We start from the raw sequence: 23,170 nt of genomic DNA on the forward strand, positions 1-23,170 counted from the left end.
GTTTTAGCGGCCCAGAAGGCCGCCGCATGCCTTCAGGCTGCCTTTTCGACATGGGCCTGGCGCGTGTAGAGGAAGTCAATGACGGCCTTGCGGTAGCCCAGGTACTGCGGGCTGTCGGCCAGCGCCACGCGGTTGCGCGGGCGGGGCAGGTCCACGGCCAGCACCTCGCCGATGGTGGCGGCCGGCCCATTGGTCATCATGACGATCTTGTCGGAGAGCAGCACCGCCTCGTCCACATCGTGCGTGACCATGACGACCGTGCTTTGGGTGCGGGCCACGATCTCCAGCAGCTCGTCCTGCAGCTTGGCGCGGGTCAGCGCGTCCAGGGCGCCAAAGGGCTCGTCCATCAGTAGCACCTTGGGTTCCATGGCCAGGGCGCGGGCAATGCCCACGCGCTGCTTCATGCCGCCGCTGATTTCGCCGGGGCGCTTTTGCGCGGCGGCGGTCAGGCCCACCAAGGCCAGCGCGGCGTTGGTGCGCTCCATCAATTGGGCTTTGTTCTCGCTGGGCGCTCCAGTGCTCTTGGATGCCGCGCCGAACACGCGCTCCACGCCCAGGTAGACGTTCTCAAAGCAGGTGAGCCATGGCAGCAGTGAATGGTTCTGGAACACCACCGCGCGCTCGGGGCCGGGTCCGGCGATCTCGCGGTTGGCGCACAAGAGCGTACCCTCGGTCGGTGTGGTCAGGCCGGCGATCAGGTTCAACAGCGTGGACTTGCCGCAGCCGCTGTGCCCGATCAGCGCCACGAACTCGCCCTTGGCCACGGTGAGGTTGATGTCGCGCAGGGCGGGGAACAAACCCTTCTTGGTCTTGAAGGTTTGGGCGACGTTCTGGATCTCGATGTATTTCAGGCTGCTCATGATTTGACCTCTTCAAACGTAAATGCGGTTGCGATCTTGATCAGGGCATATTCCAGAATCAGCCCGACGATGCCGATCACGAAGATGGCGATGATGATGTGCTTGACATTGAGGTTGTTCCATTCGTCCCACACCCAGAAACCAATGCCCACGCCACCGGTCAGCATCTCGGCGGCCACGATCACCAACCAGGCCGTGCCCACGGCCAGGCGCACACCGGTCAGCATGTAGGGCAACACGGCGGGGAACAAAATCTTGGTGACGATCTTCCACTCGCTGAGGTTGAGCACGCGGGCCACGTTCATGTAGTCCTGCGGTACGCGTTGCACGCCGACCGCGGTGTTGATGACCATGGGCCAGATGGAGCAGATGAAGATGGTCCAGATGGCGGCCGGGTTGGCACCCTTGAACACCAAGAGGCCAATCGGTAGCCAGGCCAGTGGCGACACCGGGCGCAGCAGGCTGATCAGCGGATTGAACATGCGCCCCAGGAAGGCGAAGCGCCCGATGGCAAAGCCAGCCGGTATGCCCACGGCCGCCGCCAGGCCAAAGCCCACGGCCACGCGCTGCAGCGACATCAGCACGTTCCAGCCCACGCCCTGGTCATTGGGCCCCTTGCGGTAGAACGGGTCGGAGAACAGCGTCAGCGCCTCCTTCCAGGTCTCCCACGGGCTGGGGATGCTGCTGGCCGTACTGATGCTGACCAGCGCCCAGATGCCGACGAGCAGCCCCAGGCCCATGACGGGTGGCAGCACGGCCAGCAGCGCGGCGCGCGCGTCGAAGCTGGCGCGGCTGGCGTCGGGTGTGGCAACCGCGGCCGGGGCGGCTGCTTGGGCCAAAGGCTCTGAAGCTTTCATGGTGGTAGCCCTCGTGGAATATGCGTGAGGCGCTTCTGTTTTGGTAGCAATCTGTTCGGCGGCTGCCGACAGGGGCGAGTGGAATACGGCACTGACCATGGTGGTGGGTTCCTTTCTAATCCGTTGAGGACAGCGCTAAAGGGCTGCCCCGCAAATCTCAGGCCTTGATCTTGAAGCTGTCGGCGTATTTCTTGGGGTCCTTGCCGTCCCAGACCACACCGTCCATGAACTTGCTGCTGCGCATGGCGTCCTTGGGGATGGGCGCCTTGGCGGCAGTAGCAGCCTGTTTGTAGATGTCGATCTGGTTGATCTGCTTGGCGACCGCCAGATAGTCGGGGTGCTCCTTCAGCAAACCCCAGCGCTTGTGCTGCGTCATGAACCACATGCCGTCGGACAGGTAGGGGAAAGTCACCGTGCCGTCGTTGAAGAACTTCATGTGGTTGGGGTCGTCCCAGGTCTTGCCCAGGCCGTTCTGGTAGCGGCCCAGGATGCGCTGGTTGATGGCGTCCACGCTGGTGTTCACGTAGCTCTTGTCGGCAATGGTCTCGGCCATCTTGTTCTTGTTGGACAGGCTGGCATCGATCCACTGGCCGGCTTCGATGATGGCGGCCGTCACGGCGCGCGCGGTGTTGGGGTATTTCTTCACAAACTCGGCCGTGGTGCCCAGCACCTTTTCCGGGTGGTCCTTCCAGATGTCCTGCGTGGTGGTGGCGGTCACGCCGATGCCATCGATGATGGCGCGGTGGTTCCAGGGCTCGCCCACGCAGTAGCCGTCCATATTGCCCACGCGCATATTGGCCACCATCTGGGGCGGCGGCACGGTGATGACCTTGGCGTCCTTCATGGGGTCTATGCCGTTGGCCGCCAGCCAGTAGTACAGCCACATGGCGTGGGTGCCGGTGGGGAAGGTCTGGGCAAAGGTGTATTCGCGCTTTTCGGCCGCCATCAGCTTGGCCAGGCCGGCGCCGTCAACGGCACCCTTGTCGGCCAGCTTTTTCGACAGCGTGATGGCCTGGCCGTTGTGGTTCAGCGTCATCAGCACGGCCATGTCTTTCTTGGGGCCGCCCAGCCCTAAGTGCACGCCGTAGATCAGGCCGTATAGCGAGTGGGCAAAGTCCAGCTCGCCATTGACCAGCTTGTCGCGCACACCGGCCCAGCTGGCTTCCTTGCTGGGCACGATCTTCACGCCGTATTTCTTGTCCAGGCCCAGCACCGAAGCCATGACCACGCTGGCGCAGTCGGTCAGCGGGATGAAGCCGATCTTGACCTCGGTCTTCTCGGGTGCATCGGAGCCCGCGGCGTAGACAGCGGCGCGTAGCGCTGGCGTGATGCCGATGGCACCTATGGCGGCGGACTGCAATACCGTGCGGCGGCTGAGTTTGTTCTGCAAAAGGTCGGTCATGGTGGCCTGGGTCCTTCAATCAAAGTGGCACAAATTGCGGGCAATAAAAAAGGCGTCCTCACCGTGCAAGAGGCTTCGCAAAAAGCCGCGTGCAGGTGGGGACGCCTTTGTCCGGGTTGACCGGCACCACCCGCCGTTGGGTGGTGCATGTCAGTCAGTGACCATCGTTGGTCTCCACACGCTATACGCAATGTGTGTGCCAACCCCCAGTGCGCGGCAATGGTGCGTGTTGCGTGTGGGTAGTTGCTTTGTTTTTGATAGCGCTACAGCTATATTCCTAGAGGGCTAGGTGCCAATTATCCGAATGCGCATGCTGTGAGCGTGTGATGTGGGTCGCACTGGCACCAAGCCTGTGCACTGCACCCAAAGGAGTGCAGGACTTAAGAAATGCACAGCGCTTGCCGATACATGCAGCATGGCTACCAAGATTGAAACCCCCTCCAAGGTGCACACCACCAACCGCAATGTTCCGGTGGAGCAATGGCCCGAGTCGCTGGAAATACTGCGGCATCTGGCCACGCAAAACCGGGCGATGTCCATCAAGGAACTGGCCCATGATGTCAGCGCCCCTGAGATATCCACCCGCAACCGACTGGCGCGGCTGGAGGTCTTGGGTGCCGTGGTCGCATCCCGCGCGGCGGCCATCCTCGGCCCTGGCCGGCAGGTCACCTGTGCGCACTATGTGATCACCCAATACGGGCGCGATTGTGCTGTGTCGCGCGGATCCGAACAGTCCAACGCCATGTCCCACCTTTGCGTCAACAGCGTGTTTGCGTTGGCGCGGGCGATGAACCTCAGCATCTGAAGATCGCCCCCACGTTCGCCCACTGCGTGTGGCTCTCTGCCCCCCGAGGGAGCTAAATCCGCTTGGGGCGGCCCGGCGCGGATTTGTGGCCCTACGCCCGCCCATCACATGGGGCTGGACCAATCAACCCAACAGGTCGATGGCGTCCAGCATGCGCTGCGACACCTCCACCACCTTCAACCCCTTGTCCATAGCGGACTTGCGCAACTTCTCATAAGCAGCTTGCTCGCTGAGACCCTGGCGCTGCATCAGCAGGCCCTTGGCACGCTCGATGGTGCGGCGGTTCTTGAGTTCGGTGCTCAGGTCTTGCAATTCGGTTTTTGCCTCCGCCAGCTCGGAGCGCAGGGCTTGGTCCTGCTCAAAGCGGGCGATGGCCACGTCCAGAATGGGGCGTATGCGTTCGGGCGACAGGCCTGCCACGATGTAGGCGGATACGCCCGCCGCCACGGCCGCCCGTGCATTGGAGCGGTCGCTGTCGTTGGTGAACATGACGATGGGGCGACGCGCATCGCGCGTGGCCATGACCACGTGCTCCAGCGCGTCGCGGGCCTCGCTCTCGGCATCCAGAATGATCAGGTCGGGCTGCAATTGCGCCAGGCGCTCATGCAAAAAGGTGTCGGCGGGCAACACGGCGATCAGGTTGAAGCCGCTTTCCAGCAAACCAATACGCAGGCTGCGCGAGCGCTCGGCCTGGTCCAGCGCCCGGGTGTCGTCCGGGTCGGCAATGTCCAGATCCGGGGCAATAACGACGATGCGCAGGGCTTCTTGCATGGCGTTTGCCACGCAAAAATCGCGCCAACTGAGTTAGTGCCCTGAGCTACGGCGCCAATAGTGGTAGCGGCTATGGGTGGCAAAGCCTGCGCGCCGGTACAGGGCCAGCGCCGCGTCGTTGTCCTCTTCCACCTGCAAAAACACGCGTTTCAGGCCGTGTGCCTGCGCGGTGTTGGCCAAGCCGGCCAGGATGCGGGCGGCCAGGCCGCGCCCGCGCTGCTGCACCACCGTGCGCATGCCATGGATGCTGGCCCAGCCCTGGCTCAGCGAGGCCGTGCCGGCGGCAACGGGCTGGCCGGCTTCTTGCACCACGGCATACACCACATGGCGGCTGCGGCTGAGCGCCTGCACCCGATTGGCGCCATCGACGGGGTCAAACCCCGGCGCGGTGTAGACCGCAGCCCAGGCGGGTAGGGGTGTTTCGCTGACCTCAGCCGGAGTCGCCTGGCAAATACTGCGCATCTGTTGCACCGTGCCCACCTGCACCAGCGTGGGTTGGTCTGGGTGGTAGCCCAGGCGCCGCAGTTCGTCGTGGATAGCGGCCAAGCCGGGCACATCAGCCACGCGAAAGGCGGCCTGCAGACCACGCTGGGCGTACAGAGTCTCAATCTGGGCGATGTCGGCTACTTGTAGGCTGTGGTGGCGTGTGGGCACGGCGCTCTTGGCGCGGCCTATCGTGGAGTTGTCAAAGGGCAGCAGCCAGCCTTCGATGGCCTGCATGGCCGGTGGGGCCACGGCGTCGAGCGTGGCGCGCTCCAGGCTTTCAATGTCGCTGTCTGACAGATGGGGGGCAGAGGAGAGGGTTGATGTTTCCATGGCGCCTATTGTGCCGAGCGCCTACAGGCGACGGCTAAACTCCGTCCCTCAGAGGGGTAAACATGCTGGTATTGGGGATAGAGTCGTCGTGCGATGAAACGGGAGTGGCCCTGGTGCAAAGCCAGGGTCAGGCTACACCCACGCTGTTGGCGCATGCCCTGTACAGCCAGATCGACATGCACCAAGCCTTTGGCGGTGTGGTGCCTGAGTTGGCTAGCCGCGACCACATCCGCCGGGTGCTGCCGTTGACCCAGGAGGTGCTGCGGGACAGCGGTCGAGCGCTGGCCGATGTGGATGTGGTGGCCTATACCCGTGGTCCTGGCCTGGCCGGTGCCTTGTTGGTGGGAGCTGGCGTGGCCTGTGCGTTGGGCGCGGCGCTGGACAAGCCTGTGCTGGGCGTGCACCATCTGGAGGGCCACCTGCTGTCGCCGTTTTTGAGCGCAGACCCGCCGCAATTTCCGTTCGTGGCTCTGCTGGTTTCCGGCGGGCACACGCAGTTGATGCGGGTGGACGGGGTGGGGCGTTACGCGCTCCTGGGCGAGACGATTGACGATGCGGCCGGAGAGGCTTTTGACAAATCCGCCAAGCTGATGGGACTGGGTTACCCCGGTGGGCCGGCGCTGGCCAAGATGGCGGAACAGGGCGACCCTGCCGCCTACAAGTTGCCGCGCCCGCTGCTGCACAGCGGTGATCTGGATTTCTCGTTCGCGGGCTTGAAGACAGCCGTGCTGGTACAGGCCCAGCGCATGGTGGCGACCGAGGCGGCACGGGCGGCCGGCTTGCCGCCTGTCATTGCGCAGTCCAATGCGGGGACGACCGAGGGCTTTGACGCGCTGCCGTTGCAGCAGCGCAGCGACCTGGCGGCCTCTACGCAGGCGGCGATTGTGGAAGTGCTATTGAAGAAGGCCATGGCGGCCTTGAAACAAACCGGCTTGCAGCGGCTGGTGGTGGCTGGTGGTGTGGGGGCCAACCGCGACCTGCGCGCACAACTCAATGCGGCCTGCGCCAAGCGCAAGGTTCGGGTGCACTACCCCGAACTGCATCTGTGCACCGACAACGGTGCCATGATTGCCATGGCGGCAGCGATGCGTTTGCAAAGCGGCCTGCAACAGGCTACGACCACGTACGCGTTTGACGTCAAGCCGCGCTGGCCGCTCGACAGCCTTTGAGACGCTCCGTGTGAGGGTTCTCCACCGGTGCGCCGCGCTCCTCTGGAGGGAGGAGCGGCGAGCTGCACGCAGTGAGGAGGTACCGCTTTACTGGATGGTCAGTTCCGCGGCGTTGCTGACCGGCACTTTCTTGACCAGCTTCAGCGTCAACACACCGTTTTCCAGCTTGGCTTCACTGGTCGTGGTGTCGATGTCCAGCGGCAGCTCGTAAGCCGCGTTGTAGCGGCGGGGTGCGCCTTCCTTGCTGCTGATGCGCACGATGGCGCCTTCGATGGAAATGCCCAGTTGGTCCTTGGCAATGCCGGGCATGTCCAGGGTCAGCGTGAAGCTGGTCTCATCCTGGGTGTAGGTTACGGCCTTGTTGGTACTGGTGCGCAGGGCTTCATCCATGAAGCGCTCCAGCGAGCGGCCATAGCTGTGGCGGTGCAGGTGGGGGTGTGTGGTAGTGGCAAAAAACATGGTGGATCTCCTAGTACACTGCGCGGCTCTCACAGCGATCGCCGCATGGATCTAAGCTGCGACTCCTCTTCGATATTTCAAGCAAAAAATCACATGTTTATTCTTCTCAGGCGGGTCTTGAAAACCCTTTCGACAGCGCTATGTGTGTTGCCCCTTGCCGGTGGCATGGCTGCTGCGCAGACTGCCGCCGCGCCGGCCATCAAGCTGGCGATGGTGGAGGCGCTGAGTGGCCCCAATGCGGCCCCCGGCGAAGCCGTGTTCCGCAACCTGGCCTGGGCGGTGGAGCGTGTCAATGCGCGCGGCGGCGTGAAACTGTCGGGTGGCGGTAGCCAGTCGCTGGTGCTGGAACGCTACGACAGCAAGGGCCAGAACGAGGAAGCCTTGTCGGCGCTGCGCTCGGCCATCGACGGCGGCGCGCGCATCGTCTTGCAAGGCAATTCGTCGGCCAATGCTGCGGCGCTGATCGATGCCATCAACAAGCACAACGAGCGCGATCCAGCGCGCCGTGTGCTGTTCCTCAATTATTCGGCGGTGGACCCAACGCTGACCAATGAGAAGTGCAGCTTCTGGCATTTCCGCTTCGACGCCCATGCCGACATGCGCATGGCGGCGCTGATGGATGTCATCAAGGACGACAAGGCGCTCAAAGGGGTTTACCTGATCGGCCAGGACTACAGTTTTGGCCAGGCGGTGCTGCGCGAGGCGCGGCGCCAGTTGGGCGTGCAACGGCCCGATGTGGCCATCGTGGCCGAAGAGCTGCACCCGATGGCGCGCATCAAGGACTTTTTGCCCTACGCCAACAAGATCAAGGCCAGCGGCGCCGGGGCTGTGATCACCGGCAACTGGGGCAATGACCTGACGCTGTTGATCAAAGCCGCGAAGGAGGTGGGTTTTGAAGGCAAGTTCTACACCTTTTACGGCAATGCGCTGGGCGCGCCGGCCGCCATTGGCGATTCCGGCATCGGCAAGGTGGTGGCGGTAGCCGATTGGCTGCCCAATGTACAGACAAGCGGAAGCGAGGCGTTTTACAAATCCTTCCGTGCCCGCTACCCACAGCCCGCGGATGACTACGTGCACATGCGCATGCAGTTGCTGATCGAAGCCCTCGCCCAGTCTCTGGAAGCGGCCAAACCGGCCGCGAGTGGTGGTGTGGATATCGCAGCCGTTGCAACCCAGATGGAAAAGGCCAAGGTCAGCCTGGCGGGGCAGGGCGGCAGTATGCGCGCCAGCGACCACCAGTTCCAGCAGCCTCTGGTGATCGGTGTTATGGACCGCCAGGGTGCGCCCGGCGTCAAGTTTGACGTGGAGGGTTCGGGCTACGGCTTCAAGGTGGTCAAGACGCTGGCTCCCGAGGCGGCCGAGTTGCCGACCAGTTGCAAGATGCAGCGTCCCTAGGGCGCAGCCCGTTCATCAAAGAAAAAGAACTGGTTGCACGTACAGCTTGTATCGGGCTATAATCGACAGGCTTTGCATCGGGCAAGGCGCACGCCAGGAGCAGTTCCAGCACCTGGCGCAAGTTCAGAAACCTGGGGCACCGTCGGTACAGAACCGGCATGCGCCCCTATCCGACAGGAAATAGACATGATCGCATCCAGCATCAAAGCAGCAGTTGTCAAAGACAACGCCCGCACCCCCAACGACACCGGTAGTCCAGAAGTGCAAGTCGCTCTGCTGACTGCCCGCATCAACGAACTGATGCCTCACTTCAAGACCCACGCCAAGGACCACCACGGCCGCCGCGGCCTGGTTCGCATGGTCAACACCCGCAAGAGCCTGCTGGCCTACCTGAACCGCGTAGACCACGACCGTTACGTTGCTCTGATCACCAAGCTGGGTCTGCGTAAGTAAGCACTGCACCAAATGACAGACGCCTGAGTTAGTTCACTAGCTCAGGCGTTTTTTACTTCGGAGACGGCAAAAACAGAGCGAAGCTGTGTCATTCCAAGGAAATTGGCGGTTTTTCTGAACCGCGTCCCCAGTTTCTCTGGAATGGCATCGTGTTCTGCGTTGTTGCCTCCGGGCTTGGCAGGTGGCCTTTACCTGCCAGCGGGTTCCCGCATCTTCAGGAGATAAAACAATGAGTATTTTCAACAAAGTCACCAAAACTTTCCAATGGGGTCAACACACCGTCACGATGGAAACCGGCGAAATCGCACGCCAATCCACCGGCGCCGTGCTGCTGGACATGGACGGCACCGTTGTGCTGGCCACCGTCGTTGGCAAGACCGAAGGCAAACCCGGCCAGGATTTCTTCCCCCTGACCGTGGACTATCTGGAAAAGTCCTACGCCGCAGGCAAGATCCCCGGCAGCTTCTTCAAGCGTGAAGGCCGCCCCAGTGAATTCGAAACACTGACGAGCCGCCTGATCGACCGCCCGATCCGCCCGCTGTTCCCCGAAGGCTTCTTCAACGAAGTGCACGTGGTCATCCACACCGTGTCCTTGAACCCTGAAGTCGACGCCGACATCGCCGCTATGATCGCGGTCAGCGCAGCACTGTCTATCTCTGGCATCCCATTCAACGGCCCCATCGGCGCAGCCCGCGTGGGTTACGTCAATGGCGAATACGTGTTGAACCCCGGCCAGACACAACGCAAGGATTCCATCATGGATCTGGTCGTTGCCGGTACCGAAGCGGCCGTGCTGATGGTCGAATCCGAAGCCCAACAACTGTCCGAAGAAATCATGCTGGGCGCGGTGGTCTATGGCCATGAGCAAGGCAATATCGCCATCAACGCCATCCACGAACTGGTGCGCGATGCGGGCAAGCCCGTCTGGGACTGGAAAGCCCCCGCCAAGGACGAAGCCTTGATCGCAAAGATCGACGGCCTGGCCAAAGCTAAGCTGGAAGCTGCTTACCAGATCCGCAACAAGCAAGCCCGTACACAAGCCTGCCGCACTGCGTATGCTGACGTCATGGCCGCCCTGAAGGCCGACGGTGCTGCATTCGACAGCGTGGCCATCGAAGGTCTGCTGTTCGAAATCGAAGCCAAGATCGTGCGCGGCCAGATTCTGGCAGGCGAGCCCCGTATCGACGGCCGCGACACACGCACTGTGCGCGCCATCGAAATCCGCAACAGCGTGCTGCCCCGTACCCACGGTTCCGCCCTGTTCACACGCGGTGAAACACAGGCTTTGGTCGTCACCACGCTGGGTACCGAGCGCGATGCACAACGTATCGACGCCTTGAGCGGCGACTACGAAGACCGTTTCATGCTGCACTACAACATGCCTCCGTTCGCCACTGGCGAAACCGGTCGCGTGGGCACGCCCAAGCGCCGCGAAATCGGCCACGGCCGTCTGGCCAAGCGCGCTCTGGTCGCAGTGCTGCCAAGCAAGGAAGACTTCCCCTACACGATGCGTGTCGTGTCCGAAATCACGGAATCCAACGGTTCTTCGTCGATGGCTTCCGTTTGCGGCGGCTGCCTGTCGCTGATGGACGCTGGCGTGCCGATGAAGGCCCACGTGGCCGGTATCGCCATGGGCCTGATCAAGGAAGACAACCGCTTCGCCGTGCTGACCGACATCCTGGGTGACGAAGACCACCTGGGTGACATGGACTTCAAGGTGGCCGGTACCACCAACGGCATTACCGCTTTGCAGATGGACATCAAGATCCAGGGCATTACCAAGGAAATCATGCAAGTCGCTCTGGCCCAGGCCAAGGAAGCACGCATGCACATCCTGGGCAAGATGCAGGAAGCGATGTCCGAAGCCAAGACCGAAGTCTCCAACTTCGCACCTCGCCTGTTCACGATGAAGATCAACCCCGAGAAGATCCGCGACGTGATCGGCAAGGGCGGCGCCGTGATCCGTGCGCTGACCGAAGAAACCGGCACCCAGATCAACATCGAGGAAGACGGCACCATCACCATTGCATCTGCTGATCCCGCCAAGGCGGAAGAGGCCAAGAAGCGCATCGAGCAGATCACGGCCGAAGTCGAAATCGGCAAGGTCTACGAAGGCCCCATCACCAAGCTGTTGGACTTCGGTGCCCTTGTCAACCTGCTGCCCGGCAAGGACGGTCTGCTGCACATCAGCCAGATCGCTCATGAGCGCGTCGAGAAGGTTACGGACTACCTGTCCGAAGGCCAGATTGTCAAGGTCAAGGTCTTGGAAACCGACGAAAAGGGCCGTATCAAGCTGTCCATGAAGGCACTGCTGGATCGTCCTGTCCAAGCCGCTGAGCAGAACTGATTTCACAACCGCTAGCAATTTGATAGCCCTCTACCCAGCGCGGACGAGGGCTATCGGTTGAATCGGCTATGAGAGCTATCGAAATCCCATCCTTTGGCGGTCCTGACGTCTTGCGTCTGGGCGACAGGCCTCTGCCTGTCGCCGGTGCTGGCGAGGTGCTGATACGCGTGCGCGCGAGCGGCATCAACCGGCCGGACGTCTTGCAGCGCGCGGGCAAGTATCCTGCGCCTGTGGGAGCGTCGGATATTCCAGGACTGGAAATCGCCGGCACCGTTGAAGGCGGTGACGCGCAGGCCATGGTGCAAGCCGGGCTGCGTGTGGGTGACCGGGTTTGCGCTTTGGTGGCCGGTGGCGGCTACGCGGAGTACTGCGTGGCACCCATAGGCCAATGTCTGCCGGTTCCGCAAGGGCTGAGCGATGTGGAGGCCGCCTCCTTGCCGGAGACGTTTTTCACCGTCTGGAGCAATGTGTTTGACCGTGGCGACCTCCAAGCTGGTGAAACCCTGCTGGTACAGGGCGGCACCAGTGGCATTGGCGTGACTGCCATCCAGATCGCCAAGGCCTTGGGCGCCCGTGTCATTGCCACGGCTGGCAGCGATGAAAAGTGCGCAGCCTGCTTGGCTCTGGGTGCGGACCATGCCATCAACTACAAGACCCAGGACTTTGAGGTCGAGGCCCTGCGTCTGACCGATGGCCGCGGCGTCGACGTGGTGCTGGACATGGTGGCTGGCAGCTACGTTGCCAAAGAGGTGCAGTGCCTGGCGGAAGACGGGCGCTTGGTCATCATCGCCGTGCAAGGCGGTGTACAGGCAGAGTTCAACGCGGCGGTGCTGATGCGCAAGCGTTTGACCGTCACCGGCTCGACGCTGCGTGCACGCTCCGTCGCGTTCAAGGCGGCCATTGCCAAGGCCTGCTTGCAGCAGGTGTGGCCCTTGCTGGCGACACGGCGCATCAAACCCGTGGTGCACAGCGTGTTCCCGGCCGTGGACGCGGATCACGCCAGCGGCAGCGGCGCATCGCGCGCCCATGCGCTGATGGAGTCCAACCAGCATGTGGGCAAGATTGTTTTGACTTGGGGAGTACAAGCATGAAGAAACAACTGATTGCGGGTAACTGGAAGATGAACGGCTCGGCGCAGTCCAACGCCGCTTTGGTGTCTGCCATTGCCGCTGGTGCTGCCAACGCCCAGTGCCAAGTAGCGGTTTGCGTGCCCGCACCGTATTTGGCGCAGGTGCAATTGTTGGTGGCCGGAACCTCAATCGGCCTGGGTGCGCAGGATGTCTCTCAGCATGAATCGGGAGCCTTCACCGGTGAGGTGTCGGCGGGCATGTTGCGTGAATTTGCAACCCGCTATTGCCTCGTGGGTCATTCGGAGCGTCGCCAATACCACGGTGAAACCGATGTTGTAGTGGCCAACAAGGCGCAGCGTGCGCTGGCGGCGGGCATCACGCCCATCGTCTGCGTGGGCGAGACCCTGGCGGAACGCGAGGCAGGGCGTACCGAAGAAGTGGTTAAACGCCAACTGGCGGCCGTGATCCACACCAATGGTCACTGCATCAGTGAAATCGTCGTGGCGTATGAACCCGTATGGGCCATCGGTACCGGCAAGACGGCTAGTCCCGAGCAAGCCCAGCAAGTGCATGCCGTGCTGCGTGCCCAATTGCAGGCCGCCACCGCCCATGCGGACCGTGTGCAGATTTTGTACGGTGGCAGCATGAATGCGGCCAACGCGGCCGAATTGCTGTCCCAGCCGGATATCGACGGTGGGCTGGTTGGGGGGGCTTCCCTGAAATCTGCAGACTTTTTATCCATCATTGCCGCGGCGCGCTGATTGCGCAGCCGCTGTAGCAAGTTTCCCTTTTTTTGGAGTATTGAGAATGAATATTGTGTTGACGATGATTTTGACGGTTCAGATGCTGTCGGCCTTGGCCATGATTGGTCTGATTCTGGTGCAGCACGGCAAGGGTGCTGACATGGGCGCGGCCTTTGGTAGTGGTAGTTCCGGCAGCTTGTTTGGCGCCAGCGGTAGTGCCAATTTCCTGTCCCGCACCACGGCCGTAGCGGCCACCGTGTTCTTTGTCTGCACCTTGGCATTGGCCTATTTTGGCAATCTGCGTACCGCCACATCCAACAGCGTTCTGGAAGGCGCCGCAGTCGTTGCGCCCGCCGTGGCCGAGGCCGCTTCGGCTCCTGCCGTCGCCGCTTCTGGCGCCGCGCAAATCCCCGCCAAGTAAACCCTGCTTTAATTGCCTTGCCCCTCGGGGGCGAGGGGTAAATTCAGGGTAAACTCTATGCTTGTCTGAAAAGCGAAATACCTTACATCTTGGATCTTAGGGTTCCTCATGCAAAGCAGACAACAAAAAGCCGCCGTCGTGGTGAAATTGGTAGACACGCTATCTTGAGGGGGTAGTGGCGAGAGCTGTGCGAGTTCGAGTCTCGCCGACGGCACCAAATTGGTATTGGACCTGCTAGGCAGTCTCAGCAGGCCTGAAATGGTGATAAGAAAAGCATAAGATGAACCTCGATCAATATCTTCCTGCACTCTTGTTCATCTTGGTTGGCGTCGGTTTTGGCGTTGCACCACAAGTCATCGGATACATCTTGGGGCCCAATCGCCCCGATCCAGCCAAAAACTCCCCTTACGAATGCGGCTTCGAGGCGTTTGAAGACGCCCGCATGAAGTTCGACGTTCGCTACTACCTGATCGCGATTCTGTTCATCCTGTTCGACCTCGAAACAGCATTCCTGTTTCCGTGGGCGGTGGCGCTCAAGGAGTTGGGCTTCTTTGGTTTCTTGATCGGTGTGGAGTTCGTGGGCGTGCTGACCATTGGTTTTGTGTACATGTGGAAAAAAGGTGCCCTGGACTGGGAGTAGCAAATGATTGAAGGTGTTCTACGAGAAGGCTTTGTCACCACCAGCTATGACTCGGTGATGAACTGGGCCAGAACCGGTTCGGTATGGCCCATGACATTTGGTCTGGCCTGCTGCGCGGTCGAGATGATGCATGCAGCCACCGCGCGCTACGACTTGGCGCGCTTTGGCGCCGAGGTGTTCCGTGCCAGCCCGCGTCAATCCGATTTGATGATCGTGGCTGGGACGTTGTGCAACAAGATGGCCCCTGCGCTGCGCAAGGTCTATGACCAGATGGCGGAGCCACGCCGCGTGATCAGCATGGGTTCGTGCGCCAATGGTGGCGGCTACTACCACTACAGCTATTCCGTCGTGCGCGGCTGCGACCGCATCGTGCCGGTGGACGTGTATGTGCCGGGCTGTCCGCCCACTGCCGAAGCACTGATCTACGGCATCATGCAATTGCAACTCAAGATTCGCCGCACCGAAACCATCGCGCGGGCCTGAAGGGGTTTATGACAACATTTTCCGTTACGCCTGAGACCATTCAGGCGGCCGTTGTTGCGGCCTTGGGCGACAAATTGAAGCGCAGCTCCATTTCGCTGGGTGAGGTTGAGGCGGTGGTGTCTGCTGAGGACTACCACGCCGCCGCGTGCATCTTGCGCGATGCATCCGGTTGCAAGTTCGAGCAAATGGTGGACCTCTGTGGCTTGGACTATTCCGACTACAAGGCCGGTGCCTACGACGGTCCGCGTTTCTGCGTAGTCCTCCAGTTGTTGTCCGTCAGCCTGAACCAACGCCTGCGTCTCAAGGTGTTCGCAACTGATGACGCCATGCCCGTATTGAAGTCGCTGACCGATGTCTGGGCAGCCGCAGACTGGTACGAGCGCGAGGCCTTTGATCTGTTCGGCATCATGTTCGACGGCCACAACGACCTGCGTCGCATCCTGACCGACTACGGTTTCATTGGCCACCCCTTCCGCAAAGACTTCCCCACCAGCGGCTATGTAGAGATGCGTTACGACGCAGCGCAAGCCCGCGTGGTGTACCAGCCCGTCACCATCGAGAGCCGCGAGATCACACCGCGCATCATCCGTGAAGACAACTACGGGGGGCTGCACTAGGTGCTTTGATCCATGGCTGAAATAAAGAACTACACCCTCAATTTTGGACCGCAACACCCGGCAGCACACGGCGTGTTGCGCCTGGTGTTGGAGCTGGATGGCGAGGTGATCCAGCGCGCCGATCCGCACATTGGCAATCTGCACCGCGCCACCGAAAAGCTGGCCGAGAGCAAGACCTACATCCAGAGTCTGCCTTACATGGACCGGCTGGACTATGTGTCCATGATGTGCAGCGAGCATGCCTATTGCCTGGCGTTGGAGCGCTTGCTGGGTATCGAAGTGCCCATCCGTGCGCAGTACATCCGTGTGATGTACGCCGAGATCACGCGTTTGCTGAACCATTTGATGTACCTGGGTTCGCATGGCAATGATTGCGGCAGTTCCACGATTCTGATCTACACCTTCCGCGAGCGCGAAGACCTGTTCGATATGTACGAGGCTGCCAGTGGCGCCCGCATGCACGCCGCGTATTTCCGACCTGGTGGCGTCTACCGCGACCTGCCGGAAACCATGAACCAGCACAAGGCCAGCAAGGTGCGCAACGCCAAGGCGGTGGAGGTGTTGAACCGCAACCGCCAGGGCTCGTTGCTGGACTTCATCGAAGACTTCACCCAGCGTTTCCCCAAGTGCCTGGAGGAATACCACACGCTGCTGACCGAAAACCGCATCTGGAAGCAGCGTTGCGTTGGTATCAGCCCCATTTCGACCGAGCGTGCGCTGAATCTGGGTTTTAGCGGCGCCATGCTGCGCGCCACCGGGCTGGCCTGGGACCTGCGCAAGCAACAGCCTTACGATGTCTACGACAAGCTGGACTTCGACATACCGGTCGGCAGCACCGGCGACGTGTACGACCGCTACCTTGTCCGCATGGAAGAGATGAAGCAGTCCAACCGCATCATCAAACAGTGCGTGGACTGGCTGCGGGTCAACCCTGGTCCGGTGATCACGGACAACCACAAGGTTGCGCCGCCATCGCGCGAGTCCATGAAGACCAGCATGGAAGAGCTGATCCACCATTTCAAGCTGTTCACCGAAGGCTTCCATGTGCCCGAGGGCCAGGCCTATTCGGCGGTTGAACACCCCAAGGGCGAATTTGGCGTCTACATCGTGAGCGACGGTGCCAACAAGCCCTATCGCCTGAAGATTCGGGCGCCCGGTTTCCCGCATCTGGCGGGTCTGAATGAACTGGCCAAGGGCCACATGATTGCCGATGTGGTGTCCATCATCGGTACCCTGGATATCGTTTTTGGAGAGATTGATCGATGATCTCTGAATCAACCAAGGCACGCTTTGCCAAAGAAGTGGCAAAGTACCCTGCCGACCAAGCGCAGTCTGCTGTGATGGCGTGCTTGGCCATCGTCCAACAAGAGTTGGGTTATGTCAGCACGGACAGCGAGAAGGTGGTCGCCGAGTATTTGGGCATGGCTCCCATGGCTGTGCACGAAGTCACAACCTTCTACAACATGTACAACCAACGCCCCGTTGGCAAGTACAAGCTCAACGTCTGCACCAATCTGCCTTGCCAATTGCGCGAAGGGCAGAGCACGCTGCATTACCTGGAAAAGAAGCTCGGCATTACCATGGGCCAAACCACGGCTGATGGCCTGTTCACCTTGCAACAAAGTGAGTGCCTGGGGGCTTGTGCAGACTCTCCTGTGATGCTGGTCAATGACCGCTCCATGTGTAGCTTCATGACACCAGAGAAGCTGGATCAACTGGTTGATGGCCTGCGTGCGGCGGGGGGCAAGTGATGACAGCCGAGCAGATCCTTTCTCAATTCCGCGCCTCTGGCGTGCAAACCTGTTTCCACGACCGCCACATCAATCCGCAAATCTTTGCTGGCTTGAATGGTTCGAATTGGCGCCTGAAAGACTACGAAGCCCGCGGCGGCTACCAGGCCCTGCGCAAGGTCCTGGGCATTGGTGGCGGCGAGCCCATGACGCAAGACCAGGTGATTGCCACGGTCAAGGAGTCGGCCCTGCGCGGACGCGGTGGCGCCGGTTTTCCGACCGGACTGAAGTGGAGCTTCATGCCCCGCCAGTTCCCGGGCCAAAAGTACTTGGTCTGCAATTCGGACGAAGGTGAACCCGGTACCTGCAAGGACCGGGACATCATGGAATACAACCCCCATATCGTCATCGAAGGCATGGCCATCGCTGCATTTGCCATGGGCATATCGGTGGGCTACAACTACATCCACGGCGAGATCTTCTCGACCTACGACCGCTTTGAAGAAGCCTTGGAAGAAGCCCGTGCGGCAGGCCTGCTGGGCAACAACATCCTGGGCAGCAATTTCAGCTTCCAGTTGCATGCTGCCCATGGTTTTGGCGCCTATATTTGCGGCGAAGAAACAGCCCTGCTGGAATCGCTGGAAGGCAAGAAGGGCCAGCCCCGCTTCAAGCCGCCGTTCCCGGCCAGTTTTGGCCTGTACGGCAAGCCCACGACCATCAACAATACGGAAACCTTTGCAGCGGTTCCATGGATCATCCGCAATGGTGGGCAAGCCTACCTGGAGTGCGGCAAACCCAACAACGGCGGTACCAAGATCTACTCGGTGAGCGGTGATGTGGAGCGCCCCGGCAACTATGAAATCCCGATGGGAACGCCCTTTGCCAAGCTGCTGGAACTGGCCGGTGGAGTGCGTGGCGGTAAAGCGCTGAAGGCAGTGATCCCTGGCGGATCTTCCTCGCCCGTGCTGCCGGCCTCCATCATGATGGAATGCACGATGGACTACGACTCCATCGCCAAGGCTGGCTCGATGCTGGGCTCTGGCGCCGTGATCGTCATGGACGAAACGCGCTGCATGGTCAAGGCACTGCAACGCCTGAGCTACTTCTACATGCACGAGTCCTGCGGCCAGTGCACCCCCTGCCGTGAAGGCACGGGATGGTTGTCGCGTGTGGTGGATCGTATCGAAACCGGCCATGGTCGGCCGGCTGACATGGATTTGCTGGACAGCGTTGCCAACGACATCATGGGCCGCACGATCTGCGCATTGGGCGACGCCGCGGCCATGCCCGTGCGCGCCATGATCAAACACTTCCGACATGAATTTGAGCACCACGTTGCGCACAAGACCTGCATGGTCCCTGCCTACGTCTAAACGAGTGACAAGATGATAGAAATCGAACTCGACGGCAAGAAGGTCGACATTGTCGAAGGCAGCATGATCATGCATGCGGCCGAAAAGGCTGGCACCTACATTCCCCACTTCTGCTACCACAAGAAGCTCAGCATTGCGGCCAATTGCCGTATGTGCCTGGTCGATGTGGAGAAGATGCCCAAACCCATGCCCGCCTGCGCAACGCCTGTTACGCAGGGCATGATTGTCCGCACCAAGAGCGACAAGGCGATCAAGGCGCAGAAGTCCGTGATGGAATTCCTGCTGATCAACCACCCGCTGGATTGCCCGATTTGCGACCAGGGTGGCGAGTGTCAATTGCAGGATTTGGCTGTGGGTTATGGTGGTTCTTCGTCGCGCTACGAGGAAGAGAAGCGTGTGGTCTTCCACAAGGACATCGGCCCGCTGATTTCCATGGAGGAAATGAGCCGCTGCATCCATTGCACACGTTGCGTGCGCTTTGGGCAGGAAATTGCTGGTGCCATGGAATTGGGCATGTCCCATCGGGGTGAGCACGCCGAGATCGAGGCCTTTGTAGGGTTGTCCGTTGATTCGGAATTGTCGGGCAACATGATCGATATCTGCCCGGTGGGTGCGCTGACCAGCAAACCGTTCCGCTACAGCGCCCGTACCTGGGAACTGTCGCGCCGCAAGTCGGTTAGCCCCCATGATTCCACGGGCTCTAACCTGGTGGTCCAGGTCAAGAACAACACCGTGATGCGGGTTGTGCCACTGGAAAATGAAGCCGTCAATGAATGCTGGATCGCCGACCGCGACCGCTTCTCGTACGAAGCTTTGAACGGTCCTGAACGCTTGACCGCGCCCATGCTCAAGCAGGGTGGCGAGTGGAAGACGGTGGACTGGCAGACGGCATTGGAATACGTGGCCCACGGTTTGCAGAGTATCAAGTCGTCACACGGTGGGGCTTCCATCGGCGCTCTGGTCAGCCCGCACAGCACGCTGGAAGAGCTTTATCTGGCTGGAGCCTTGGTGCGCGGCCTGGGTAGCGAAAACATCGACTACCGCCTGCGCAACGCCGAATTTACACGGGGCCACACAGGTGCCCGTTACCTGGGTATGCCCATTGCCGAGCTCTCCAACCTGGAGCGTGTGCTGGTGGTGGGTTCCAATCTGCGCAAAGACCATCCCCTGTTCGCCCAGCGCGTTCGCCAGGCGAACAAGCGTGGATGCGTTGTCAACACCATCAACGCCAAGTCCGCAGATTGGGGTATGCCTGTACGCAACAGCCTGCTGGCTCCTGCCGCGGAATGGGTGCAAGCCCTGGCCGATATTGCATCGGTCATTGCCACAGAGAAAGGCTCCGCTGCGCCTCTCGGCGGTCAAGCCACGGCGACAGCGAAAGAGATTGCCCAATCCCTGCTGGGTGGTGAGCGCAAAGCCATTTTGTTGGGGAATGCTGCCGCCCACCATGCACAGGCCAACCAAATTTTGGCTCTTGCGGACTGGATTGCTGCACAAACCGGTGCGAGCTTTGGCTACCTGACGGAAGCCGCCAATACCGTAGGCGCACAGTTGGCCGGAGCCCTGCCGGGTGAGAAGGGCTTGCACGCCGGTCAAATGCTGTCTGGTGGTCTGAAGGCCGCCATTCTGCTGAATACCGAACCCGAATTTGATTCGGCCGGTGCCGCGGCCTCTGTGGCGGCCTTGAAGCAGTCCGAGATGGTTGTGACGCTGAGCCCCTTCAAGGCCAATATGGAATGCAGCGATGTGCTGCTGCCCATCGCACCGTTCACAGAAACGCCGGGCACCTTTGTGAATGCTGAAGGCCGGGTGCAGAGCTTCTATGCCGTGGTGAAGCCTTTGGGCGAAGCCCGTCCAGCTTGGAAAGTGTTGCGCGCATTGGCGAATATTCTGTCTCTGCCAGGCTTTGGCTTCGAGTCCGCGCAAGAGGTCTTGCAGCACATGCATGCCGACGGCGTGCCGGCGCAGGTGCCAGCCCATCGCTTGAACAATAGCTGCGCCTTCCAGGCAGCGCCTGCGGCGAATGGAGCAGAGCCCTGTGTGGTCAGTATCTACCAGTTGGACAGCATTGTGCGACGGGCGCCATCCTTGCAAATGACAGCCGACGGCCGTGCGGGTGCCCAGTCTCAAGCGGCCCAGGAGGTGTTGGCATGATCGACGCACTGTTCAACGGGGGCCAGGGATTGATTGCTCAGGCTTGGTGGGCCGAGTTGGCTTGGCCCGTCATTTGGGCCCTGATCAAAATCATGGCGGTTGTATTGCCCTTGGTGATCGCGGTTGCCTTTACCACGCTGTGGGAGCGCAAGCTGCTGGGCTATGTGCAAGTGCGCCTTGGCCCCAACCGTGTTGGTCCCTGGGGCCTGCTACAGCCTATCGCAGACTCCTTGAAACTGATGACCAAGGAGATATTGGTTCCGACCAAGGCCAACAAGGGATTGTTCCTGTTGGGCCCTGTACTCACCATCATGCCGTCGTTGGCGGCGTGGGCCGTGATCCCGTTTGGTCCCGATGTTGCATTGGCCAACGTCAATGCCGGTCTGCTGTTTGTGATGGCGATTGCGGGTATGGAGGTCTACGGCATCATCATTTCGGGTTGGGCATCCAACTCCAAGTACGCATTCCTGGGTTCTCTGCGCGCATCCGCACAGATGGTCAGCTATGAAATCGCCATCGGCTTCTGCCTGGTGGTCGTGCTGATGATTTCCTCCAGCCTGAATTTGACGGATATCGTTGTCGGCCAAGGCAAGGGACAGTTCGCGTCCGCGGGCTTGAACTTCCTGTCGTGGAACTGGCTGCCGCTACTGCCTATTTTTGTGGTCTATGTCGTGTCCAGCTTGGCTGAAACCAATCGCCACCCTTTTGACGTCGTCGAAGGCGAGGCGGAAATTGTGGCCGGCCACATGGTGGAGTATTCGGGCATGTCCTGGGCCATGTTCCAGCTCGCCGAATACGCCAACATGTTCCTGGTGTCCTTGCTGGCAACCGTGATGTTCTTGGGCGGCTGGATGTCGCCTGTGGACTGGGCTCCCTTCAACCTGATCCCAGGTTGGATTTGGCTGGGCCTGAAGGCCTTCATGATCGTGAATTTCTTCATCTGGATCCGCGCAACCTTCCCGCGTTTCCGCTATGACCAGATCATGCGCCTGGGCTGGAAAGTATTTATCCCCGTTACCTTGGTCTGGTTGCTCGTTGTGGGTGCCTGGATGCAAACACCCCTCAACATCTGGAAGTAAGGGGCACATCTATGTCTTCAAATACCGTTGCCCACAAACCGCCAGCGTTTTCGCTGAAAGATTTTCTGCACAGTTTTCTGCTGGCGGAGTTGTTCAAGGGATTGGCCTTGACGGGGCGCTATGCCTTCCGCCGCAAAGTCACGCTGCAATACCCCGAGGAAAAAACGCCTCTGTCGCCACGCTTCCGTGGCCTGCATGCTTTGCGCCGCTATGAGAATGGTGAAGAGCGCTGCATTGCCTGCAAGCTGTGCGAGGCCGTGTGCCCGGCGATGGCCATCACCATCGAGTCCGAAATGCGCGACGACGGTTCACGCCGCACCACGCGCTATGACATCGATCTGAACAAATGCATCTTCTGCGGTTTCTGCGAAGAGAGCTGCCCGGTGGACTCGATCGTGGAAACCCACATCTTTGAATACCACGGGGAGTCCCGCGCGGATCTGTATTTCACCAAAGACATGCTGCTGGCGGTGGGTGACCGCTACGAAAGCCAGATTGCGGCCAATCGGCAGGTCGATGCCAAGTACCGCTGATCCGTCGCCAGAAAGAATTTGAACCATGAGTGTCACGACTGCACTGTTTTATGTGTTCTCCGCGATCATGCTGTTTGCGGCATTTCGCGTGATCACGGCCCGAAATCCCATCCATTCCGTACTGTTCCTGGTGCTGACGTTCTTCCAGGCCGCGATGGTCTGGATGCTGCTTAAGGCGGAATTCCTGTCCATCACCTTGGTCTTGGTCTATGTGGGCGCGGTGATGGTGCTCTTCCTCTTCGTGGTGATGATGATGGACATCAACATCGAGAACTTGCGCCGCGGCTTCTGGAAGCATTTCCCCATGGCCGCCTTCGTTGGCGTGGTGATCGCGCTGGAAATGTCTGCCGTGCTGATGGGCGGCTTTACCAAGGTCGAGGAATCCAATACAGCGGCAGTTGCCGCCCCCGTGGTGGCCAATGCGTCCAATACCAAGGACCTGGGCAAACTGCTGTACACCCAGTACCTGTACCCGCTGGAAGTCGCTGCTGCCATTTTGTTGGTCGCCATGATTGCCGCCATTGCGCTGACTTTGCGTGCCCGCAAGGATTCGAAATTCATCAGCGCGTCGGATCAGGTGCGCGTCAAGGCCAAGGATCGCCTGTCGGTGGTCAAATACGCCGCGACGACCCAGGCCCCTGTTGCAGCAGAGACTGCTGCACCCGTGGAGAAAAAAGCATGATATTGACTCTAGGCCACTTTTTGTCCCTGGGCGCAATTCTGTTTGCGCTGTCGGTAGTGGGCATATTTCTGAATCGTCGCAACCTGATCGTATTGCTGATGGCGATCGAATTGATGCTGTTAGCGGTGAACACGAACTTCGTCGCCTGCTCGCATTTCCTGCATGACATGCACGGCCAGATTTTTGTGTTTTTCATCTTGACAGTGGCTGCCGCCGAATCGGCCATTGGCTTGGCGATTCTGGTGCTGTTGTTCCGCAACAAGTCCAGCATCAGCGTGGACGAACTCAATACGCTCAAGGGTTAATAAGAA

At 60.4% G+C, this 23,170-nt stretch carries 25 protein-coding genes and 1 tRNA gene; 20 read left to right on the forward strand and 6 right to left on the reverse strand.

Annotated elements, in window-relative coordinates:
* Window positions 1-32: 32 nt before the first annotated feature.
* The 3 genes from AC07OO_RS18910 to AC07OO_RS18920 are packed head-to-tail and all read right to left on the reverse strand — an operon-like array spanning window position 33 to window position 3,119.
* Complete coding sequence (locus AC07OO_RS18910; RefSeq protein ID WP_495083686.1) at window positions 33-860, reverse strand: ABC transporter ATP-binding protein; 828 nt, start codon at window positions 858-860, stop codon at window positions 33-35.
* On the reverse strand, window positions 857-1,816 hold the full coding sequence (ntrB, locus tag AC07OO_RS18915) for a nitrate ABC transporter permease (protein ID WP_495083687.1): 960 nt from the start codon (window positions 1,814-1,816) through the stop codon (window positions 857-859). Before ntrB ends, AC07OO_RS18910 begins: the two co-directional genes overlap by 4 nt.
* Window positions 1,817-1,874: 58 nt before the next feature.
* Complete coding sequence (locus AC07OO_RS18920; protein WP_495083688.1) at window positions 1,875-3,119, reverse strand: CmpA/NrtA family ABC transporter substrate-binding protein; 1,245 nt, start codon at window positions 3,117-3,119, stop codon at window positions 1,875-1,877.
* A gap of 415 nt (window positions 3,120-3,534) precedes the next feature.
* On the opposite strand from AC07OO_RS18920, the gene AC07OO_RS18925 reads away from it, so the two are divergent.
* On the forward strand, window positions 3,535-3,924 hold the full coding sequence (locus tag AC07OO_RS18925; protein WP_495083689.1) for a helix-turn-helix domain-containing protein: 390 nt from the start codon (window positions 3,535-3,537) through the stop codon (window positions 3,922-3,924).
* Between the two features lie 123 nt (window positions 3,925-4,047).
* On the opposite strand, the gene AC07OO_RS18930 is transcribed toward AC07OO_RS18925, so the two are convergent.
* Together AC07OO_RS18930 and AC07OO_RS18935 are read right to left on the reverse strand one after the other, a co-directional pair.
* Window positions 4,048-4,695, reverse strand: coding sequence for an ANTAR domain-containing response regulator (locus AC07OO_RS18930; RefSeq protein WP_495083690.1), 648 nt, complete (start codon window positions 4,693-4,695; stop codon window positions 4,048-4,050).
* 33 nt (window positions 4,696-4,728) lie between these two features.
* On the reverse strand, window positions 4,729-5,511 hold the full coding sequence (locus AC07OO_RS18935; RefSeq protein ID WP_495083691.1) for a GNAT family N-acetyltransferase: 783 nt from the start codon (window positions 5,509-5,511) through the stop codon (window positions 4,729-4,731).
* 62 nt (window positions 5,512-5,573) lie between these two features.
* Here AC07OO_RS18935 and tsaD point away from each other — a divergent pair, with 62 nt between their 5' ends.
* Window positions 5,574-6,680 carry a tRNA (adenosine(37)-N6)-threonylcarbamoyltransferase complex transferase subunit TsaD gene (tsaD, locus tag AC07OO_RS18940; protein WP_495083692.1) on the forward strand — a complete coding sequence of 369 codons (1,107 nt, stop codon included), beginning with the start codon at window positions 5,574-5,576 and terminating at the stop codon, window positions 6,678-6,680.
* A gap of 87 nt (window positions 6,681-6,767) precedes the next feature.
* Here tsaD and AC07OO_RS18945 read toward each other — a convergent pair whose 3' ends face one another.
* Window positions 6,768-7,139, reverse strand: a complete 372-nt coding sequence (locus AC07OO_RS18945) for an Hsp20/alpha crystallin family protein (RefSeq protein WP_495083693.1) — start codon at window positions 7,137-7,139, stop codon at window positions 6,768-6,770.
* Between the two features lie 93 nt (window positions 7,140-7,232).
* Between AC07OO_RS18945 and AC07OO_RS18950 the strand changes: the two genes are divergently transcribed.
* From AC07OO_RS18950 to nuoK, 18 genes are all read left to right on the forward strand, one after another.
* A complete protein-coding gene (locus AC07OO_RS18950) occupies window positions 7,233-8,534 on the forward strand; it encodes a branched-chain amino acid ABC transporter substrate-binding protein (RefSeq protein ID WP_495083694.1) in 1,302 nt (433 codons plus the stop codon).
* A 186-nt stretch (window positions 8,535-8,720) separates the two neighbouring features.
* Window positions 8,721-8,987, forward strand: coding sequence for a 30S ribosomal protein S15 (gene rpsO / locus AC07OO_RS18955; protein WP_495083695.1), 267 nt, complete (start codon window positions 8,721-8,723; stop codon window positions 8,985-8,987).
* Between the two features lie 229 nt (window positions 8,988-9,216).
* Window positions 9,217-11,334, forward strand: coding sequence for a polyribonucleotide nucleotidyltransferase (gene pnp, locus AC07OO_RS18960; protein WP_495083696.1), 2,118 nt, complete (start codon window positions 9,217-9,219; stop codon window positions 11,332-11,334).
* Window positions 11,335-11,402: 68 nt separating this feature from the next.
* Entirely contained in the window at window positions 11,403-12,425 is a 1,023-nt protein-coding gene (locus AC07OO_RS18965; RefSeq protein ID WP_495083697.1) for an NAD(P)H-quinone oxidoreductase, read from the forward strand.
* Window positions 12,422-13,165 (forward strand): triose-phosphate isomerase, encoded by a 744-nt coding sequence (tpiA, locus tag AC07OO_RS18970; protein WP_495083698.1) that lies wholly within the window; start codon window positions 12,422-12,424, stop codon window positions 13,163-13,165. The genes AC07OO_RS18965 and tpiA overlap by 4 nt, the downstream gene beginning before the upstream one ends.
* Window positions 13,166-13,211: 46 nt before the next feature.
* On the forward strand, window positions 13,212-13,568 hold the full coding sequence (gene secG, locus AC07OO_RS18975; RefSeq protein ID WP_495083699.1) for a preprotein translocase subunit SecG: 357 nt from the start codon (window positions 13,212-13,214) through the stop codon (window positions 13,566-13,568).
* 132 nt (window positions 13,569-13,700) lie between these two features.
* Window positions 13,701-13,785, forward strand: a tRNA-Leu gene (locus AC07OO_RS18980).
* A 63-nt stretch (window positions 13,786-13,848) separates the two neighbouring features.
* Complete coding sequence (locus tag AC07OO_RS18985) at window positions 13,849-14,208, forward strand: NADH-quinone oxidoreductase subunit A (protein WP_495083700.1); 360 nt, start codon at window positions 13,849-13,851, stop codon at window positions 14,206-14,208.
* A gap of 3 nt (window positions 14,209-14,211) precedes the next feature.
* Window positions 14,212-14,691, forward strand: coding sequence for a NuoB/complex I 20 kDa subunit family protein (locus AC07OO_RS18990; protein WP_495083701.1), 480 nt, complete (start codon window positions 14,212-14,214; stop codon window positions 14,689-14,691).
* Window positions 14,692-14,699: 8 nt separating this feature from the next.
* Window positions 14,700-15,308, forward strand: coding sequence for an NADH-quinone oxidoreductase subunit C (locus AC07OO_RS18995; RefSeq protein ID WP_495083702.1), 609 nt, complete (start codon window positions 14,700-14,702; stop codon window positions 15,306-15,308).
* 12 nt (window positions 15,309-15,320) lie between these two features.
* On the forward strand, window positions 15,321-16,574 hold the full coding sequence (locus AC07OO_RS19000) for an NADH-quinone oxidoreductase subunit D (RefSeq protein ID WP_495083703.1): 1,254 nt from the start codon (window positions 15,321-15,323) through the stop codon (window positions 16,572-16,574).
* Entirely contained in the window at window positions 16,571-17,059 is a 489-nt protein-coding gene (gene nuoE, locus AC07OO_RS19005) for an NADH-quinone oxidoreductase subunit NuoE (protein ID WP_495083704.1), read from the forward strand. The genes AC07OO_RS19000 and nuoE overlap by 4 nt, the downstream gene beginning before the upstream one ends.
* On the forward strand, window positions 17,059-18,411 hold the full coding sequence (nuoF, locus tag AC07OO_RS19010) for an NADH-quinone oxidoreductase subunit NuoF (protein ID WP_495083705.1): 1,353 nt from the start codon (window positions 17,059-17,061) through the stop codon (window positions 18,409-18,411). Before nuoE ends, nuoF begins: the two co-directional genes overlap by 1 nt.
* A 12-nt stretch (window positions 18,412-18,423) precedes the next feature.
* On the forward strand, window positions 18,424-20,565 hold the full coding sequence (gene nuoG, locus AC07OO_RS19015; protein WP_495083706.1) for an NADH-quinone oxidoreductase subunit NuoG: 2,142 nt from the start codon (window positions 18,424-18,426) through the stop codon (window positions 20,563-20,565).
* Window positions 20,562-21,644, forward strand: coding sequence for an NADH-quinone oxidoreductase subunit NuoH (gene nuoH / locus AC07OO_RS19020; RefSeq protein ID WP_495083707.1), 1,083 nt, complete (start codon window positions 20,562-20,564; stop codon window positions 21,642-21,644). Before nuoG ends, nuoH begins: the two co-directional genes overlap by 4 nt.
* Window positions 21,645-21,655: 11 nt before the next feature.
* On the forward strand, window positions 21,656-22,177 hold the full coding sequence (nuoI, locus tag AC07OO_RS19025; RefSeq protein WP_495083708.1) for an NADH-quinone oxidoreductase subunit NuoI: 522 nt from the start codon (window positions 21,656-21,658) through the stop codon (window positions 22,175-22,177).
* Between the two features lie 25 nt (window positions 22,178-22,202).
* Window positions 22,203-22,859: an NADH-quinone oxidoreductase subunit J gene (locus AC07OO_RS19030; RefSeq protein WP_495083709.1), complete on the forward strand. Its 657-nt coding sequence runs from the start codon at window positions 22,203-22,205 to the stop codon at window positions 22,857-22,859.
* On the forward strand, window positions 22,856-23,164 hold the full coding sequence (gene nuoK / locus AC07OO_RS19035) for an NADH-quinone oxidoreductase subunit NuoK (protein ID WP_495083710.1): 309 nt from the start codon (window positions 22,856-22,858) through the stop codon (window positions 23,162-23,164). Before AC07OO_RS19030 ends, nuoK begins: the two co-directional genes overlap by 4 nt.
* Window positions 23,165-23,170: the final 6 nt, after the last annotated feature.

This window comes from Rhodoferax sp. GW821-FHT07G04, from assembly GCF_059418585.1.

Coding starts and splice junctions, on each gene's coding strand:
- AC07OO_RS18965 (WP_495083697.1), top strand. CDS start 11,403: ATGAGAGCTATCGAAATCCCATCCTTTGGCGGTCCTGACGTCTTGCGT.
- AC07OO_RS18990 (WP_495083701.1), top strand. CDS start 14,212: ATGATTGAAGGTGTTCTACGAGAAGGCTTTGTCACCACCAGCTATGAC.
- nuoE (WP_495083704.1), top strand. CDS start 16,571: ATGATCTCTGAATCAACCAAGGCACGCTTTGCCAAAGAAGTGGCAAAG.
- tpiA (WP_495083698.1), top strand. CDS start 12,422: ATGAAGAAACAACTGATTGCGGGTAACTGGAAGATGAACGGCTCGGCG.
- rpsO (WP_495083695.1), top strand. CDS start 8,721: ATGATCGCATCCAGCATCAAAGCAGCAGTTGTCAAAGACAACGCCCGC.
- nuoG (WP_495083706.1), top strand. CDS start 18,424: ATGATAGAAATCGAACTCGACGGCAAGAAGGTCGACATTGTCGAAGGC.
- AC07OO_RS18945 (WP_495083693.1), bottom strand. CDS start 7,139: ATGTTTTTTGCCACTACCACACACCCCCACCTGCACCGCCACAGCTAT.
- pnp (WP_495083696.1), top strand. CDS start 9,217: ATGAGTATTTTCAACAAAGTCACCAAAACTTTCCAATGGGGTCAACAC.
- AC07OO_RS18995 (WP_495083702.1), top strand. CDS start 14,700: ATGACAACATTTTCCGTTACGCCTGAGACCATTCAGGCGGCCGTTGTT.
- AC07OO_RS18925 (WP_495083689.1), top strand. CDS start 3,535: ATGGCTACCAAGATTGAAACCCCCTCCAAGGTGCACACCACCAACCGC.
- nuoF (WP_495083705.1), top strand. CDS start 17,059: ATGACAGCCGAGCAGATCCTTTCTCAATTCCGCGCCTCTGGCGTGCAA.
- ntrB (WP_495083687.1), bottom strand. CDS start 1,816: ATGGTCAGTGCCGTATTCCACTCGCCCCTGTCGGCAGCCGCCGAACAG.
- AC07OO_RS18985 (WP_495083700.1), top strand. CDS start 13,849: ATGAACCTCGATCAATATCTTCCTGCACTCTTGTTCATCTTGGTTGGC.
- nuoH (WP_495083707.1), top strand. CDS start 20,562: ATGATCGACGCACTGTTCAACGGGGGCCAGGGATTGATTGCTCAGGCT.
- AC07OO_RS18910 (WP_495083686.1), bottom strand. CDS start 860: ATGAGCAGCCTGAAATACATCGAGATCCAGAACGTCGCCCAAACCTTC.
- AC07OO_RS18930 (WP_495083690.1), bottom strand. CDS start 4,695: ATGCAAGAAGCCCTGCGCATCGTCGTTATTGCCCCGGATCTGGACATT.
- AC07OO_RS18920 (WP_495083688.1), bottom strand. CDS start 3,119: ATGACCGACCTTTTGCAGAACAAACTCAGCCGCCGCACGGTATTGCAG.
- AC07OO_RS19000 (WP_495083703.1), top strand. CDS start 15,321: ATGGCTGAAATAAAGAACTACACCCTCAATTTTGGACCGCAACACCCG.
- nuoI (WP_495083708.1), top strand. CDS start 21,656: ATGTCTTCAAATACCGTTGCCCACAAACCGCCAGCGTTTTCGCTGAAA.
- secG (WP_495083699.1), top strand. CDS start 13,212: ATGAATATTGTGTTGACGATGATTTTGACGGTTCAGATGCTGTCGGCC.
- nuoK (WP_495083710.1), top strand. CDS start 22,856: ATGATATTGACTCTAGGCCACTTTTTGTCCCTGGGCGCAATTCTGTTT.
- tsaD (WP_495083692.1), top strand. CDS start 5,574: ATGCTGGTATTGGGGATAGAGTCGTCGTGCGATGAAACGGGAGTGGCC.
- AC07OO_RS18935 (WP_495083691.1), bottom strand. CDS start 5,511: ATGGAAACATCAACCCTCTCCTCTGCCCCCCATCTGTCAGACAGCGAC.
- AC07OO_RS19030 (WP_495083709.1), top strand. CDS start 22,203: ATGAGTGTCACGACTGCACTGTTTTATGTGTTCTCCGCGATCATGCTG.
- AC07OO_RS18950 (WP_495083694.1), top strand. CDS start 7,233: ATGTTTATTCTTCTCAGGCGGGTCTTGAAAACCCTTTCGACAGCGCTA.